The sequence below is a fragment of the Streptomyces sp. NPDC056835 genome (assembly GCF_042789485.1).
Taxonomy (GTDB): Bacteria; Actinomycetota; Actinomycetes; order Streptomycetales; family Streptomycetaceae; genus Streptomyces.
The window spans coordinates 42801-58839 of record NZ_JBHUBB010000016.1; the positions used below are offsets into that span (position 1 = coordinate 42801).

At 67.6% G+C, this 16039-nt stretch carries 14 protein-coding genes and 1 tRNA gene; 8 read left to right on the forward strand and 7 right to left on the reverse strand.

The annotated features are described in order from the left end of the window. Positions 1-7 precede the first annotated feature (7 nt). The 5 genes from ACFRMN_RS19830 to ACFRMN_RS19850 all read left to right on the forward strand — a co-directional run bounded on the left by ACFRMN_RS19830 (position 8) and on the right by ACFRMN_RS19850 (position 4766). Positions 8-1123: a 2-aminoethylphosphonate ABC transporter substrate-binding protein gene (locus tag ACFRMN_RS19830; RefSeq protein ID WP_383021161.1), complete on the forward strand. Its 1116-nt coding sequence runs from the start codon at positions 8-10 to the stop codon at positions 1121-1123. Positions 1124-1270: 147 nt separating this feature from the next. Further along, positions 1271-2050: an HAD-IIA family hydrolase gene (locus ACFRMN_RS19835; RefSeq protein WP_365972511.1), complete on the forward strand. Its 780-nt coding sequence runs from the start codon at positions 1271-1273 to the stop codon at positions 2048-2050. A 161-nt stretch (positions 2051-2211) separates the two neighbouring features. Then, entirely contained in the window at positions 2212-2904 is a 693-nt protein-coding gene (locus tag ACFRMN_RS19840) for a hypothetical protein (RefSeq protein WP_383021163.1), read from the forward strand. Position 2905: 1 nt separating this feature from the next. After that, complete coding sequence (locus tag ACFRMN_RS19845) at positions 2906-3583, forward strand: class F sortase (protein ID WP_383021166.1); 678 nt, start codon at positions 2906-2908, stop codon at positions 3581-3583. Between the two features lie 118 nt (positions 3584-3701). Beyond that, positions 3702-4766 carry a glycoside hydrolase family 6 protein gene (locus ACFRMN_RS19850; RefSeq protein ID WP_383021168.1) on the forward strand — a complete coding sequence of 355 codons (1065 nt, stop codon included), beginning with the start codon at positions 3702-3704 and terminating at the stop codon, positions 4764-4766. Positions 4767-5756: 990 nt separating this feature from the next. Here ACFRMN_RS19850 and ACFRMN_RS19855 read toward each other — a convergent pair. Genes ACFRMN_RS19855 through ACFRMN_RS19865 form a run of 3 tightly spaced genes read right to left on the reverse strand, consistent with a single transcriptional unit; the run spans position 5757 to position 6570 of the window. After that, positions 5757-6029 carry a hypothetical protein gene (locus ACFRMN_RS19855; RefSeq protein WP_383021171.1) on the reverse strand — a complete coding sequence of 91 codons (273 nt, stop codon included), beginning with the start codon at positions 6027-6029 and terminating at the stop codon, positions 5757-5759. Beyond that, the gene (locus tag ACFRMN_RS19860; RefSeq protein ID WP_383021174.1) at positions 6026-6385 is read right to left on the reverse strand and encodes a hypothetical protein; all 360 of its coding nucleotides are present in this window, start codon (positions 6383-6385) and stop codon (positions 6026-6028) included. The genes ACFRMN_RS19855 and ACFRMN_RS19860 overlap by 4 nt, the downstream gene beginning before the upstream one ends. Further along, complete coding sequence (locus ACFRMN_RS19865; protein WP_383021177.1) at positions 6382-6570, reverse strand: hypothetical protein; 189 nt, start codon at positions 6568-6570, stop codon at positions 6382-6384. The genes ACFRMN_RS19860 and ACFRMN_RS19865 overlap by 4 nt, the downstream gene beginning before the upstream one ends. A gap of 335 nt (positions 6571-6905) precedes the next feature. On the opposite strand from ACFRMN_RS19865, the gene ACFRMN_RS19870 reads away from it, so the two are divergent. Continuing rightward, a complete protein-coding gene (locus ACFRMN_RS19870) occupies positions 6906-8279 on the forward strand; it encodes a sporulation protein (RefSeq protein WP_383021180.1) in 1374 nt (457 codons plus the stop codon). Between the two features lie 6 nt (positions 8280-8285). Here ACFRMN_RS19870 and ACFRMN_RS19875 read toward each other — a convergent pair whose 3' ends face one another. Further along, complete coding sequence (locus ACFRMN_RS19875; RefSeq protein WP_383021182.1) at positions 8286-9206, reverse strand: phosphotransferase enzyme family protein; 921 nt, start codon at positions 9204-9206, stop codon at positions 8286-8288. A 202-nt stretch (positions 9207-9408) separates the two neighbouring features. Between ACFRMN_RS19875 and ACFRMN_RS19880 the strand changes: the two genes are divergently transcribed. Next, positions 9409-9747: a DUF4291 family protein gene (locus ACFRMN_RS19880; RefSeq protein ID WP_383021184.1), complete on the forward strand. Its 339-nt coding sequence runs from the start codon at positions 9409-9411 to the stop codon at positions 9745-9747. Positions 9748-9828: 81 nt separating this feature from the next. Here the strand turns inward: ACFRMN_RS19880 and ACFRMN_RS19885 are convergent, their stop codons facing one another. The 3 genes from ACFRMN_RS19885 to ACFRMN_RS19895 all read right to left on the reverse strand — a co-directional run bounded on the left by ACFRMN_RS19885 (position 9829) and on the right by ACFRMN_RS19895 (position 14426). After that, on the reverse strand, positions 9829-11781 hold the full coding sequence (locus ACFRMN_RS19885; RefSeq protein ID WP_383021187.1) for a galactose oxidase-like domain-containing protein: 1953 nt from the start codon (positions 11779-11781) through the stop codon (positions 9829-9831). Beyond that, positions 11778-13772 (reverse strand): glycosyltransferase, encoded by a 1995-nt coding sequence (locus ACFRMN_RS19890; protein WP_383021189.1) that lies wholly within the window; start codon positions 13770-13772, stop codon positions 11778-11780. Before ACFRMN_RS19890 ends, ACFRMN_RS19885 begins: the two co-directional genes overlap by 4 nt. Positions 13773-14352: 580 nt before the next feature. Then, a tRNA-Lys gene (locus ACFRMN_RS19895) sits at positions 14353-14426 on the reverse strand. Positions 14427-14609: 183 nt separating this feature from the next. Here ACFRMN_RS19895 and ACFRMN_RS19900 point away from each other — a divergent pair. Continuing rightward, the gene (locus ACFRMN_RS19900) at positions 14610-16034 is read left to right on the forward strand and encodes a peptidoglycan-binding protein (protein ID WP_383021192.1); all 1425 of its coding nucleotides are present in this window, start codon (positions 14610-14612) and stop codon (positions 16032-16034) included. Positions 16035-16039: the final 5 nt, after the last annotated feature.

Here is a 16039-nt window from a genome sequence, read left to right on the forward strand (position 1 = left end):
CCACGTTATGCGCGCCTTCATTCGCCGGCCGATCCCCGCCCCGCAGATATCCGCCTCTCGGATCCTCGCCTCTCGGAAGCCCGCCCTGCCCTTGATCGCGGGCGGTCTCGTACTCGCGCTCTCCCTCACCGCCTGCGGCGGCTCCTCCACCGCCTCGGACGAGAAATCCGTCACCGTCTACAGCGCCGACGGACTCAAGGGCGAGAACGGCGACGGCTGGTACGACCAGGTCTTCAAGGACTTCGAGAAGGAGACCGGCATCAAGGTCAACTACGTCGAGGGCGGATCCGGCGAGGTCGTGCAGCGCGCCGTCCGCGAGAAGTCCAACACCCAGGCCGATGTCCTCGTCACCCTCCCGCCGTTCATCCAGCAGGCCGACGCCAAGGGGCTGCTCCAGCCGTACGATCCGCGCGGCGCCGGGAATCTCGACCCGGCCGGCAAGTCCGCAGACTCCACCTGGACCGCGGTCGTCAACAACTACTTCGGCTTCATCCGGAACACCAAGGAGCTGAAGCAGGCGCCCACGACCTGGGAGGACCTGCTCGACCCGGCGTACGAGAACAAGCTCCAGTACTCGACGCCCGGCGTCGCGGGCGACGGCACGGCCGTGGTCATCAAGGCCATGCACGACTTCGGCGGAAAGGAGCCGGCGATGGCCTATCTCAAGAAGCTCCAGGCCAACAACGTCGGTCCGTCGTCCTCCACCTCCAAGCTCGCCCCCAAGGTCGACAAGGGCGAGATCCTGGTGGCCAACGGAGACGTCCAGATGAACTTCGCGCAGGCCAGGTCCATGCCGAACCTGGGCATCTGGTTCCCCGCGAAGGACGGCGGCAAGCCCACCACCTTCGCCCTGCCGTACGCGGCCGGACTGGTCAGCAAGGCCCCGCACAGCGCCAACGGCAAGAAGCTCCTCGACTTCATGCTGGCCGAGCGGGCACAGCGGCAGGTCAGCGAGATCGGCGGCGGCTTCCCGGCCCGTACGGACATCAAGCCCACCGACGCGAACGCCGTCGCGCTCACGAAGCTGATCGACGGCGTGGAGATCTTCGAGCCGGACTGGAACGACATCGAGAAGAACCTCGACGCGTACGTGGACGCCTGGAAGTCGGCCACCGGCAGCTGACGGACCTCCCGGCCGGGCCTCCCTCCCGGCCTCCACCTTGATCGCTCGCGCGGTGGGCGGGACCCCGTGCCGTCCACCGCACGCGCTGGTTAGGCTGAGCGTGTCGGACCGTGCATTATTGGCCACCGCAGAGCGGAGAACAGTCCAGTGGCAGAGCGCAAGCCGATCGAGTCCTGGCTCACCGACATGGACGGCGTCCTCATTCATGAGGGGGTCCCGATCCCCGGCGCCGCCGAGTTCATCAAGCGACTGCGGGAGTCGGGCAAGCCGTTCCTCGTCCTCACCAACAACTCCATCTACACACCGCGCGATCTCCAGGCCCGGCTGGCCCGGATGGGGCTCGATGTGCCCGTGGACAACATCTGGACCTCGGCGCTCGCCACAGCCAAGTTCCTGGAGGACCAGCGGCCCGGCGGTACGGCCTATGTCATCGGCGAGGCCGGGATGACCACGGCCCTGCACGACATCGGCTACATCCTCACCGACCACGAGCCGGACTACGTGGTGCTCGGCGAGACCCGTACGTACAGCTTCGAGGCGCTGACCCGGGCGATCCGGCTGATCAACGGCGGAGCGCGGTTCATCTGCACCAACCCCGACGAGACCGGCCCTTCGACCGAGGGCCCGCTGCCCGCGACCGGCGCCGTCGCCGCGCTGATCACCAAGGCCACGGGCAAGGCCCCGTACTTCGCGGGCAAGCCCAACCCCCTGATGATGCGGACCGGGCTCAACGCCATCGGCGCGCACTCCGAGACCAGCGCGATGATCGGTGACCGGATGGACACCGATGTGCTGGCGGGACTGGAGGCCGGGATGGAGACCTTCCTGGTGCTGACCGGCGTGACGACCCCCGGGGATGTGGACCGCTATCCGTTCCGTCCGTCGAAGATCGTCGACTCGATCGCCGATCTGGTCGACCGCGTCTGATCGCCCGCCTCTGAGCGACGCCTCTGACCGGCGCGTCTGATCGACCGCGTCTGATCGACCGCGTCGGAGTGTGTCCGTGCGGCGTATGAGCGAGTGACCGCGCGCTGCGGATGCGAAATCCCGCGGCGCGCGTGAGTCTGTCGTGTACCAGGAGGTTCACGATGCGTTCAGGGTTGCTCGCTCTCCGTGCCGCGGGGGCGGTCGCCGTACTGGTGGCCACGCCCGCACTCGGCGCCGTCACCGCGCGGGCCCATGACTCCGTACGGGTCACGGTCACGCCGTCCGCGGTCGCCCCGGGCGGTGAGATCGAGATCAGGGCCGAGGGCTGCGGGAGCGGTTCGGGTGCCGCCGGGGCGCGGGTCTTCGTCGCCGAGGCGGAACTGAAAGGCGGCGCCGGCGGCGCGTTGACCGGATCCACCGTCATCGGCCCCTCCGTCAAGGAGGGCAGATACGAGGTCGACGTGCGCTGTGACGGCCATGGTCACGCGGGCGCGGGCGGCTTCGATGTCGTCGCCGGCGCCGGATCGCACGAGCGCCAGGACTCGCCCGCTCACCACGCCAGTCCCGTCGCACCGGTCCGGGCGGGCGGCGGAGGTGCGGCGCCCCTGGCCGCGGACGCACCTGACGCACATGCACGTGACGCACATGACGCACGTGACGTGCGGGACGTACGTGACGCACATGAAGTGCAGGACGTACGTGACGTGGATACGGACACGCGGACCGCCGCGGAGGCTACCGGGCCCGGTATGCCCCACGCGGTGATCGGCCTGGTCCTGGCGGGCGTCGCCGCGGTCGCCGTGGCCCTCAGGAGCGCACGCCGCTCGCGCCACTCCGAGCGGGACTCGGACTGATATGCCGGGCCGGAGCGCCGCCCCGGGCATCGGCAGACTGCTGGCCGGGGTGACCTGGGCCGTCCTGCTGCTGGGGCTCTGGCTCTGGGGCCGCGACATCGGCGAAGGACCCGGCGGCTGGTCCGCGCTCACCACCGGCGATGTGGCGGCGGTCGGCCGCCCGCAGAGGGTGGCGCTGCCACCGGCCCGTACCGCGCTGGAGCCGGCGGAGCCGCGGCGGGTGGAAGTGCCGGCGATGGGGATCGACGCGCCGGTCGTGGCCCGCGGGCTCGATGCCACCGGGGCGATCGATCCGCCGCCGTACGCGACACCGCGCGCGGTCGGCTGGTACGGCGGCGGGGCCCGGCCGGGCGCCGAGGGCGCCGCGCTCTTCGTCGGCCATGCCGACACCGAGACGAAACCGGCCGTGTTCCACGGGCTGAGCGCGGCCAGGCCCGGCGCGAAGATCCGGGTGACCAGGGCCGACGGGAGGATCGCCGAGTTCACCATCGACGATGTGCGGGTCTTCGGCAGGGACCGCTTCGACGCGAACAAGGTCTATGGGCCGCACAAGAAGTCCCGTGCCGAGCTGCGGCTGATCACCTGCGGCGGAACCTTCGACCGCGCGACGCGCTCCTACTCGGCGAACGTGGTGGTCTCGGCGTATCTGACGGGAGTGAGCGAGCCGCGCGACAGCTGACGGGGACGCGGCCCGGCCCGGGGCCCGTATGCCAGGATTGGCGACGACCGGGCCGGCTCGGCCGGGGGAGGGCGGCCCCGGACCCCGGACACAGTGACGGTGCACCAAGGGGGAGTGAATGTACGGCAGTTATTCCGGTCGCGGTCGCCGTCGCGGCCGTGGCGCCGGGGCCGGACGCGTACGGGCCGGTGTGGCGGCGGCGGGGGCGGTGCTGCTGCTCGCGGGTTGTTCGTCCGACGGTGACGGCGGCGGCGACGGCGACGGCGGTACGAAGGCGGCGCCGATCGGCCAGCGGCCCAAGGCGGACGCACCGTACTGGGTCAACCCCGACGGCAGGGCGGCCCGTCAGGTCGCCGCGTACGACAGCGCGGGCGCCACCGAGAACGCCGCGCTGATCCGGAAGATCGCCGAACAGCCGGTCGCCGAGTGGATCGGGCCCGACAACCCCGAGGCACAGACCAAGGGCTTCACGGAAGCGGCGAAGAAGGCCGACCGCGACGCGCTGCTCGTCCTCTACAACATCCCGCACCGCGACTGCGGCCAGTTCTCCAAGGGCGGCGCCTCGGACGGCAACGCGTACCGCGCGTGGGTCGACCAGGTCGCGAAGGGCATCGGCGACCGCCGCACGACCGTGATCCTGGAGCCCGACGCCGTACTGCACCTGGTGGACGGCTGCACCCCCGGCGAGTTCCACGAGGAGCGGTACGACCTGCTCAAGGGTGCCATCCAGCGGCTCAAGCAGCAGCCCGCGACCTCCGTTTACCTGGACGCGGGCAACGCCGGCTGGCAGACACCCGACGCGCTCTTCGAACCGCTCCAGCGGGCGGGCATCGCCGACGCGGACGGCTTCTCGGTCAATGTGTCGAACTTCTACCCGACCACGGCGAGCAAGGACTTCGGCAAACGGCTCTCCGCGAAGGTCGGTGGCAAGCCCTTCGTGATCGACACCAGCCGCAACGGCAACGGCCCCTACACGAAGGGCGATCCGGCCGAGAACTGGTGCAACCCGCCCGGCCGGGCGCTCGGCGAACAACCGACCACGAAGACCGGCGACCCACTGGTCAAGGCATACCTCTGGATCAAGCGCCCGGGAGAGTCGGACGGCGACTGCAAGGGCGGCCCCAAGGCGGGGGACTGGTACCCGGCCTACGCCTTGGACTTGGCGCGCAACGGCGGGGGGTAGTCGGGGTGACCCGGAGTCGGTCATGGCGGGTGGGGGCCGCCCCTCAGGCTTCAGTTTCGCGGTTCCGGGCCGGGCGTCAAGGGCGCTCCTGCGTCGCGTCGGCTGCGCCGATGACGCCCCGCTCCAGTCCGGCCAGTGCCCGTACCGCGCACATAACAATCAGCCGTCGGATGCCAGAGAAGGGGCTATGCCGTGGCTGGGGGGCTGCACGGCCTTTGCCACATCCTCGGTACGCCGCCCTAGTTGACACCGGGAAGCTCAACACCTCGTCCGGTCGAGTCACTCGGTAAGCGCCACGGCACCGCTCCGGGGGATGGATCGGTACACGGCAAACGGGATAAGCGAGAAGCCAGGATGCTGCGGAAGGTCGATGAAGCCCAAGCGCCCCAGATTTCGCATCTGAGCGTTCATGCTCTCTGCAAACTCCGCCCTATTCACACTTCCGTCCGGATTGTAGAAATCCATGTCAGGCAAAGCGGTTTCCTCTGTGCCGTAACTGCCGATACTGCCAACGATTGTCCATTCCTGCCGCTCCGTTCCGTATCGAGCGAACAGAATATCCGCCTCGCTGTCCAGATATAAAATATTGCCCAGCGACGCGTGGGCCTACAGTTGTCCTTTTTTCTTTACGTTCCGTCTCCCTAGATTCTTCTGCAATCCCTCCGTCCAGTTGGGCCAGCATTGCCCTTACCTTGTCAGTGTCGACGTATAGGAACTCGCGAAGCGTCATGCGCCATCCTCCCCTTTGAGTAAGAGGTATCGTATGCCGTCAATTCTCTCAAGTCCCTTTCCCCGCAGGCTGGCTGAACACTGACCTTGCCGGGCCGCGCCGTAGGAGGACACGACGAAGGCCCCGGTACCTTCGGCACCGGGGTTCGTGATCGTTTGTGCCGGTCCCCAACTGGACCACCCCGCGCCTGCCAGGGTTTGAGGGGTGGTCCGGTGTTATGTCAGCGGTTTTGTGGGTGGAGCTCGTAGGCCGGGGAGAGATCAGAATCGTTGTCGGCCGCCGGGATATTGGATGGGCTTGCGGCAGTCCGGCGCATTGTCGGGCATGGGTTCGCCGTCGAGTGCATAGCAGAGCGAGGCGTGTAGTTGCTCGGCCTCTGCCACGGTCAGCAGCAGCGATGAAGTGGCGACGTGCTTACCGAGGTGGACGACCTGGAGCGGCAGTGTCAGTTGGCCATTCTGGTCGCGACTGAGTGACTGGCCCGCTACCGGTCCAATCTGCCATTCAGGCGTCTTGCGGGTAGGCCGGTTCATGCGGGCGTCTCCTCGGAGGGTGACGTGATGTCGTTCGGGCCGTTGTTGCCGTCATCGATCGGTTCGATGTCGTCGTCGGGTTCAGGGAGTCGGTCGCCGCGGCTCTCGGCCACCCGCAGGGCGTCGCTCAGTGCTTCGTACAGCCGGGCGCTCAGGTAGCGGAGTTCCCAGGCTTTGACGTTCTCGTCCTTGAGCATGCCGGCCGCGTGGCCGAGGAGGACGTCACCAGCTTGGAGCTGCACCTCTTCCATCTGGTCGGCGAGCCGGGACAGATGGCTCCGACCGTCGTCCGTCACGAGGTACGAGCGTTGTCCGGCCGGGCCGAGCCACGGCAGGAGACGGGGGTTCTTGCTCACTGTGCCACCCCCGTCCAGTGGGCGGTGCAGACCAGGCCCATGCGGTAGCCGCAAGCCGGACCGGGGCGAGTGCGACGCTCGTGCGCGATGACGTACGGGCGGACGAGGCGGACGTCTTCGCCACGGATCGCGCGCCAGATGTACGGGTCGGGAACGCGTGGCAGGCTCATCGTCGGTGTGTCCACACAGCGAATGACAGGGCTGGCTTTGGCCGCGCGATGATGGCCCGGGGCGGGAAATAGCAGTCTCAGCAGCGACTCGAAAATCCTGCCGATAGGGTTCCGCATGTCTACCTGCTTTCTCAGGTGGGCCATGCCCCGGGGTGCCGCTACGCACCGCCGGGGTGTCTTGTCTCGACAGTCAACGACCGTCTTTGGCCATGCGGCAGCGTTCACATGGGGGTTCACGTACACACGAGGGTTCACGAATTTCGGGTACGGGGGTTCACGGTGAACCCCCTCACTCGAAACTGCTGTGACAGGATGAGCACTTGGCGTGACGCCGGGGGTGCCAGCAGAACGTGAGCAGAGAGCCGAATCATCAGTTGGCCGCCGTCATGGCGGAGGCAGGATCCTCGAACAAGGGATTGGCCAAGCGGGTTCGTGAGGTCGCGGAGCGGCACGGTGAGCGCTTGGGGACCACGCACGTCGCTGTTCAACGATGGAGGGACGGTGCCGGAATCCAGCGGCAGACCGCCGCGTTCGTCGCCGAGGCACTGAGCGACAAGTTACGACGGCGGATCACCCCGAAAGACCTCGGTTTCCCCGGGGCAGCGCCGGCCCCCGCCTCCACGGTCGTTATGCCGTACGCCGGTTCCCTGGCCGAGACGCTGAACACCCTGGACAGCCTCACGCACCAGCGCCCGGAGGACGGGCCGGAGGATGACCCTCCCCTTCCTGACAGCGATGTCCACTCCGCCGCCCTTGCCTGGCTGGTGTCCCGCCCGGACGGTGTTCCTACGGACGCCTCCGCCACGCGTCGAGTCGGCATGCGCGACGTCGCAGCCATCCGGACCGCCGCCGGCTTCTTCATGCAGCTCGACTTCCAGTTCGGCGGCGGACACGCGCACAAGGCGTTCCGGCACTACTTCCGCGAAGACGCCCTGCCTCTCCTCGGCGCCGGCTACAGCGCCAAGGTGGGAGAAGCACTTTTCGCGGCAGCGTCGGAGATGTCGCAGCTCCTTGCCTGGAGCGCGTACGACAGCGGAAACCACACCCTTGCGGACCGCTACATGATGTCGACGCTGCGTCTGACCCAGGTGTCCGGGGACCGCATGATGGGTGCGCGCATCCTCACCAACATGAGCCATCAGGCGAACTACTTGGGCCGAGTGCCCAGGGCCGTCATGCTCGCCCGCGCATCGGTGGAGGGAGGGAAGGGCAGTTCGACACCACGAGCTATGGCGCTCTTCTCCGCCCACGAGGCCCGCGCGCTGTCCACATCTCAGGACCACAAGGGCGCCGCCCGCGCGATGAATGACGCGGAGAAGTTCTTCGAGCGAGCCGACGGCGCTGACGATCCCGAATGGCTCGCCTACATGGACGAGGCCGAACTGATCGGCGAGTTCTGCCACTGCTTCCGGGACTTGGGGCAAGGCCCCGAAGCCGTCCGGTTCGCCGAGCGCGCCGTAGCACTCACCGACCCCAAGTACGCGCGCACGCTCGGGTTCTGCCGCATGGTTCTCGCACAGAGTCAGCTACTCAACGGGGATCTCGACGCCGCCGTGACAACGGCCGGTCTCGCTGTCGAAGCGGGAGACGCCCTCCAGTCCGCCCGGTTCCAGCGGTACGTGGGCGACTTCCAACGCGAGGTTTCGGTTCACGGGACGCTTCCGATCGTCCAGCAGTTCAACGGGCAGGTACGGGACGCGATGGAGCGCTTGGACGACGCGTAGCCGGACTCAGCCCGGGTTCCAGTCGCGCGGCGCGTCGTCGTTCCGCAGCGAGGAGATCCGACGGGCGTACTCCGCCGCTGTCTCGGAACTCTCGGAGACGTTCTGCATCAGCCACGTCGTCATGTTGAATTCCTGCACTGCCCGCAGGGTGGAGAACCCGGACCAGGTACGGAGATCCCGCCTGTACGCGCCGACGAAGGCGCCGTACTCCTCCGGGGTCTGCCACCCCAGGCTGTGATGCTCGGTGGCCGTGACCATGAGATCCCACTCGGGAAAGTCGAAGCTGAACCTCTCCAGATCAATCAGGATCACCTGACAGTTCTTGTCCACCATGAGGTTCTGCACATGGGCATCCCCGTGCACGGGACCCTTCTCGGACTCGAACCGAAGGTCTCCCACTCGATCCCGCAGCTCACGCGCACGCTTGCGCAGGAACGCGCGATCGTCCTCCGGTATGTCCACCGCCGCGTTGATCCGCCGGTCCGTCCGGTCCAGGACCGGGTACGGGGGCAGCGTCAACGTGTCCGGCAGGCTGAGCGAGTGCAGGTCACGCAGAACCGCGCCCAGCTCCCTGTACGTCGGCTTCCGGTCACTCTCCTCGATCAGGTGCCAGAACGTCACGGGATGACCCTCAACGATCACCGGCTGTTCCAGATCATCGACCACCCGCGTGACCGGGAACCCCTCACCCGCCAGCCAGCGCGACACCTGAACCTCACCCCGCGCCGAGTCCAGATACTCCATCGATCGTGCGATCCGTACCACCACGGGGTGCGCGGCGAGGCGGAACAGAGCGTTCTCTCCCAGCCGGACCAGACGCGCGCCGTCACCGTCGAGACCCGCGCGTCGGCACGCCGCCGCCATCACCCGTGTGGCGCTCGTCGACGTGAACCCCTTTCCCGTACTCTCCGCTGCACCAGACGGCATGCCCGTACCCACCCCTTAGATACCGCCGCGGCGACCGGCGGCCGGCAACAGACGTCTATGCGACGCTACCCACGGGCAGCGAGGACAGACGATTCCGGGGCGTGACGATCGGCCATCCTCGGAGACATGGATCACTCGACCCTGAGGCATGGCCTCTGGCCTGCTGGTATGCGACAGAGTGGAAGAGGACTACGAATAACGCTTGACATGGATCAAGCCGTCTTTCCTGTGGATGATGCACCACTGCGGCTGGGGCAGGCACCCAAGAGGATCAGACGTCCGTGCTGGCCGTGTCGATCGCCCAGGACGGGAAGGAGTCGGCTCTGGCGTATGCCTGTTTGTCGCACTACCACCGCGCCTCGCACCGGCGCTCTGGAAGCGCGAGTTGAAGCGCTCTCCTGCGCGCGTGCAGGGGACCCCGCTCGCCCACACGATCCACGCCCAAGTGCGGGAGGGGGAGTTGGAAGCCGCCCGGCACTTGCTTTCCCGCGAACGCCTCTACCCCGTGGACGACGGACTCCCGGCTCACCTGCGAGAGTGAACCGAGCACCAGCCGGGATGTCCTCTGCCGATCTTCCAGGCTCATGTCCGTGATCGAGTCGTCCCTCCAGAGGCATGGCCGCTACGGGATCTCCACCCACACGCCCTCCGACGGCGTTCCCTCCTCGTCCGTGACGAACACCATGTACCAGCCCGGTGGTACCAGCGCGCTGTTCTTCGGGATCGTGACCTCGATGCCGTCCGCCGTCTTCTTCATGTCCAGTGCCACCGACCGCTGTTCGACGTCGGTGACATGCGTGACCGCGCTCGGTCGCATCAGTTTCGCCGTCTTGACCGACGCCGGGTCCTTCGTCCTGAAGGCCGCCGTGCCGCCACGCTCGACGGTCTTGGGGCCGCCCGACAGCGTGGGGCGTGAGTCGCGGAAGAGGTACGGCGGGGTGTAGATCTCGATCCGCTGCTCGAACACGCCCGGCTTGGTGTTGGCCTTGTCGGCGTAGAGCGCGTCCGAGCCGAAGATCATGACGCGGCCGTCGGGCAGCAGTACCGAGCCCGAGTGGTAGTTGCGGCCCACCGCCGGGTCGGCCACCCGCTTGTACGTGGACGACTTCGGGTCGTACATCCGGGCCTGGAGGACGTCCGAGCCGCCGCGCCCCCGGTAGTCCTCCGAGCCGCCGGTGACCAGCACGGTGTCGTCGGGCAGCAGCGAGGCGCTCGGGTAGCGGGTGCCCTTCTCCAGCGTCGGGCCGTCCGTGAAGCGGGGGTCGGGGTCCTTCAGATCGACCAGCCGGGACTTGTCGCTGGACTTGTCGGACTCACCGACCCCGCCACCGCCGATGACCATGAACTTCTGGTCCTGCGCGGGCGGCAGCATGACCGTCGCCGAGGTCTCCATCCGGTCCGGGTCGCTCAGCCCCGGGATCTTGTCGAACTTGTTCGTCTCCAGATCCCAGATCCCCGGGTCGCGGCCGACGTCGGCCGGCCCGTAACCCGCGTTGGACCCGCTGTAGAACAGCTTGCCGTTGTCCATCAGGAAGACCGCCGGGTAGGTGGGGAACTTCCGGATGATCCCGGTGTACTCCCAGCTCCTGGTCTTCGGGTCGTAGATCTCGTCCTTGCCCGGGACGATCTGGCCGATCTCGTCCAGCCCGGACATCGCCAGGACCTTGCCGTCCTTCAGCGTGGTCAGCGTCGGGTACCAGCGGGCCTCGTTCATCGGGTCGACCTTGATGTACTTCTCCGCGACCGGATCGAACTCGAACGCCTCCCTGATGCCCTGGAAGTCCTTCTTGTCGAGCGCGAGCTTCTGCGCGATGCCGTAGACATTGCGGGCGTCGGAGCCCTTCATGCCGTGCACCCGGTAGTTGTCCTCGGTGCCGGTCTCGTACTTCTTCCCGGACTCGCGCGCCTCGACATAGATACGGCCCAGACCCGGCTCGGTCCGCAGGAACGCGCCCGTCTCCTTGTCGAAGACCTTCGTCGCCTTCTCGACGAGGACGGGGTCCTTGGAGACGAATGTCTTGCCGTTCCCCTTGCCGGTGAAGACCGTGCCCGCGGGCAGAGTGATCGGCTTGTCCGGGTCCTCGTTGTGGACGATCATCAGGCCGCCGGCCTTGGTGACATCACCCTTGAGCTTCTCGTACCGCTTCGTGCCGCCCGCCACCAGCAGGTTCCCGTCGGGCAATTGGGTGTGCCCGGAGCAGAACATGTCCTTGGGCGTCGGGATCATCTTGTACTTGTTGGTCTCCGGGTCCCAGAGCACCGACTCGAACTTGCCCGCGTCGAAGTTCTTCTGGTTGTTCCCGGAGCCGGCTATCAGCAGCACTTTGCCGGTGTGCAGCAGGGAGGCGTGGATCGAGTTGATCTTGAAGTCGGCCGGTATGTCGAGGAAGTCCCAGTAGCCGTTCTCCGCCTTGTACTCAGGGCGGTTGATCTTGTACTCGTGATACTGCTCCGAGCCGAACCGATAGAGCGCGGGTCCATTGAAGCCGGCCACCGCGACGACCACCGCCGCGCCTATCGCTATGCGACGGGCGCGGTTCTTGCGGTGGTTGTGCCGGACGGGAATCGCGCTCATTTCTTACGTCCCCCAAGGGAAATCCGTACGGTCTGATCGGTGGCCGCGGCCTGCGGGAGCGCCGAGCCGGGAACGGCGTGGTCCGTAACGGCCGGCTGCGGCACGGTCGGTGGCGCCTCGCCCGCCGGCCGCGCGTGACCGCCCCCGCTGCCACCCCGGTGCGTACCCCGCTGTCCCCGCTTGCCCCGTCGCTTCTTCTTCTCCTCGCGCATCCCCAGGCGCCAGGCGATGATCGGCGCCGCCGTGATCAGCATGGCCAGAGTCGCCCACGTGATCATCGCCGGATGGTCGTGTCCGAGGAAGAAGGACGTGACCAGCGATCCGCCGAAGATCAGGATGAAGAAGAGATGGATCCGGAACGTGCCGAAGAGCGTGTCCGGGCTGGACGAGTCGCCCTTGGGCGTCACCACGAAGCTGCTCTTGCGCCGCAGGACCGCGTCCATCAGGGACCGGGCGTACAGCGGCGCGGACATCGCGGACATCGCCATACCGGCCAGACCGCCGGAGCCCTCGGGCTCGTGCGGCGAGACATTGTGCCGGCGGTTCCAGATGTAGAGGCCGATCTGGAGGGCCGAGGCGTTGCCGTACAGCATCATCCAGATCGCCGGGTCGATCTGTACACCCGAGGCGCCCATCCCCAGGAACAGCGCGCAACTCAGCGCCGCCAGGATCCAGTTGAGCGCCGACATCGGGTAGAAGATGATCATCATCGTGTAGTTGAAGAGCTTGCCGGGCGGCAGCGTGCCGTACCCGCGCCAGTACTGCTTGAGGATCGTCTCGTACGTACCCCGGGACCAGCGCAGCTGCTGGGTGAAGAAGTCGGTCCAGGCGGTCGGGCCCTCGCCCACGGCCAGCACGTCCGGGGTGTAGACCGAGCGCCACTTCTTGCCGGTCCGCGGGTTTCTGGCGCGGTGCATCTCGAAGCCCGTCGCCATGTCCTCGGTGATCGAGTCGTACAGACCGCCGATCTGCTTGAGTGCCCTGATCCGGACGGCGTTGCTCGTCCCGACGAACATGGGGGCGCCGTAGCGGTTGCCCGCGCGCTGGATGAGCGCGTGGAAGAGGAACTGCTGCGACTCGGCGGCCTTGGTGACGAAGGTGTCGTAGTTGCCGTAGACCTGCGGGCCGATGACGAAGCCGACGTCCGGGTCGCGGAAGTAACCGAGCATCCGCTCCAGGTAGTTGGGCATCGGTACGTGGTCGGTGTCGACGGAGGCGAAGAACTCGTAGTCGTCGCCGTGCGCGTCCAGCCAGGCGTTGTAGTTGCCGTGCTTGGTCTTCGCGCGGTGCGCGCCCTTGGCCTGGTTCCACTTCGCCACGCCCTTGCGGGAGAAGTGATATACGCCGAGGCGGGCGCAGACCTCCTTGACGGCGGGGTCGTCGCCCTCGTCCAGCAGCCATACGTGCATCGGCCCGCGGTGCCGGATCCTCACCGCGGCCTCCAGCGTCTTCGTCACCATCTCCAGGGGCTCCTTGCCCGGTACGAAGGAGGTGAGGAAGGCGACGCGGGTATTGGCCTCGGGTACGACCGGGATCGGGTCGCGCGCCACCAGCGTCGCGTGCGCGTTCGAGAGGACATTCATCGTACGGAACAGCTCGATCAGTCCGATCGAGACGAGCATCACGATGTCGAGGACGAGCAGGAGATCGTTCTTGAGGTTCGGGTCGCGCTCCGTCCAGTGCTGCGGCTGCATCAGCCAGACGAAGAGACCGAGCGAGAGCAGCGGAGCCGCGCCGAGCAGCAGGGCGGCGCGGATGCGGTGCGGCTCCTGGGAGAGCAGCGAACGGTACTGGACCCGGTACGGCTTGCCCGGGTCGGGCCTGGTGAGGGGCCCGGCGAGCCGACTGTAGTGCTCGTAGTCGTACTTCGGCAGGACGTCCTTCTTCGGCCGTGGCCGGCTCCCGCCCCTTCTGAGATGCGAGGGGATCCGGAGCTGGGTGGTCCGGGAAACGTCGTCGTTCCGCTGGTCGCCGCCTGGCGTCGACGTCATGAGCCATCCCCCCGCACGCACGCTCGTCGCGTGATAGGTCGATCGATTCATCCGGAGTGGTCTTCCTCGACCATCGCCCCGGACGCGTGAATTGCGCTCCCCGTCCTCATGGAGAGGAAACGGCGGCCGTTCGGTTGCATGACGCCGGTCATGGCCACCGGGCGCGGACGGGGCCCCCGCCCCCCGCGGACCCACCGCTGGGACATCCCCTCGTACCGCGTCCAACTGTTCGGACCGCATGCCCCATTGGCGTTCACAGGGTCAGTCTGATCATGTGAAGAACCTTGGGGCATCCGCCCCGAGGGGAATCGTATCGTGAGCGGCGCGGTGCGGGGCGTCACCGTATTGTTTCGAAGAACTTCCCAGCTCAGGCGGTACTTCATGGGCTCGTGGGGCGCTCGGAGTGTTGGCTGTCCAACGGTGTGTGACGTGAAGACACTGTGTAGTTGACCGGCCAAGTATCCGAATTCGCTGATGCGTGGACGGATGCGCGAAGAGGCGAATGAACGGGCGCGTGAGCGGGCGCGTGAAACAACAAGCGAGGCCCCCTCACGTGAAGTGAGGGGGCCTCGACCGTGCGTGCGCCGCCAGGGACTCGAACCCTGGACCCGCTGATTAAGAGTCAGCTGCTCTAACCAACTGAGCTAGCGGCGCCTGCTGACCTGGCCAACTCTACCCGATCGGCTTGGGTGGCCCCGACCATTTGATGGGTGTTGCGGCCTGTCGGATTGTCCTTTCTTCCCTTTGATCCGTCAAAATGCGATTTGTTTGGACAGTTGACACGTCGGCGCCCTTGTGACCGCGCCCAAAGATCTTGATGAGTGTGGAGGGGATCGCATGACCGTCCCGGTCTTCGAGGAGTACGAGCCCGCTCCCGACTGCCCTTGTGCGGGATGCGCCGACCACCGGCGCGATCTGGCCAGAGGGCTGCCGGTACGGGCCGGTGGTCATCCGGCCGCGCACGGTGCCCGGCGCGCGGTGGTGCTGGTGACCGCCGCGGGGGTCGCCCTGGGCGCCACGAGTGCGGGCACCGACACGGCACGGGCCGCCGCGCCACCCGGTACGGCGGCCGGCACCTCCGTCGATCCGAATCCGACCACCCCGCAGGGCGGCAGCGGCCCCCTGCACGGGCGGCCACTGCCCGGCCCCGGGACGAGCAAGCCGCCGGGCGAGCTGCGCGCGACCACCCGGGCCGACATCATCAACCGCGCCAAGCGGTGGGTGCGGGAGCAGGTGCCGTACAGCATGGAGAAGTACTGGTCGGACGGGTATCGCCAGGACTGCTCCGGCTATGTGTCGATGGCCTGGAACCTCTTCGACAACGAGTGGACGGGCAGCCTGGCGGATTTCGGCGTACGGATCTCGCGGGACGAGCTGGAGCCCGGGGACATGTTGCTCTTCCACAATCCGGCCGACCCCAACAAGGGGTCGCATGTCACGCTCTTCGGCGGCTGGACCGACTACACGCACTCCTACTACCTGGCCTACGAGCAGACCAAGCCGTATACGCGTTCGGAGTCCACGCCGATCGGGTACTGGAGCAATTCCGACCGCTATGTGCCGTACCGCTACAAAGGGCTGACCGAGGTATCGGAGGGCAAGGGGTCGAATTCGGCCACGGGCAAGGGGGCCGGGGCGTCGGCGGCGTATCCGGGGGCGCGCTCCTTCGGGCCCGGCGCCCGCAACGCGCACGTCACCCGGCTCGGTCGGCTGCTGATCCAGCGGGGTGGCAAGCGCTTCTACAGCCAGGGCCCCGGACCCGAGTGGGGCGAGGCGGACCGGCGGGCCACTCAGGCGTTCCAGCTCGCGCAGGGCTGGCGCGGCGCGGAGGCGGACGGCCGGCCGGGGCCCGGGACCTGGCGTCTGCTGGTGCGGGGCCTGGGCAAGAGCATCCCGGCCGGGGACGCGGGCGTGCGCCCCGGCGGCTCCGTCAGCGGCGGTGGCGGTGGTGGCGGCAGTGGCGGCGGTGGGAACGGAAAAGGCGGCGGGAACGGGAACGGGAACGGGAACGGTACGGGGAAGGCGGGGGCGTTTCCGGGCGTCGAGTTCTTCCGGCCGGGCCAGTCCAGCGCCTACGTCGAGCAGCTCGGTAGGCAGCTGGTGAGGAAGGGCTTCGGCAAGCACTACACCTCGGGTCCCGGCAGGCTCTGGACCGAGGCCGACCGGCGCAATGTCGAGGCGTTCCAGCTCGCGCAGGGCTGGCGCGGCAGCACGGCCAACGGCTACCCGGGTCCGGAAACCTGGCGGCGACTCTTCGCATGACGGAG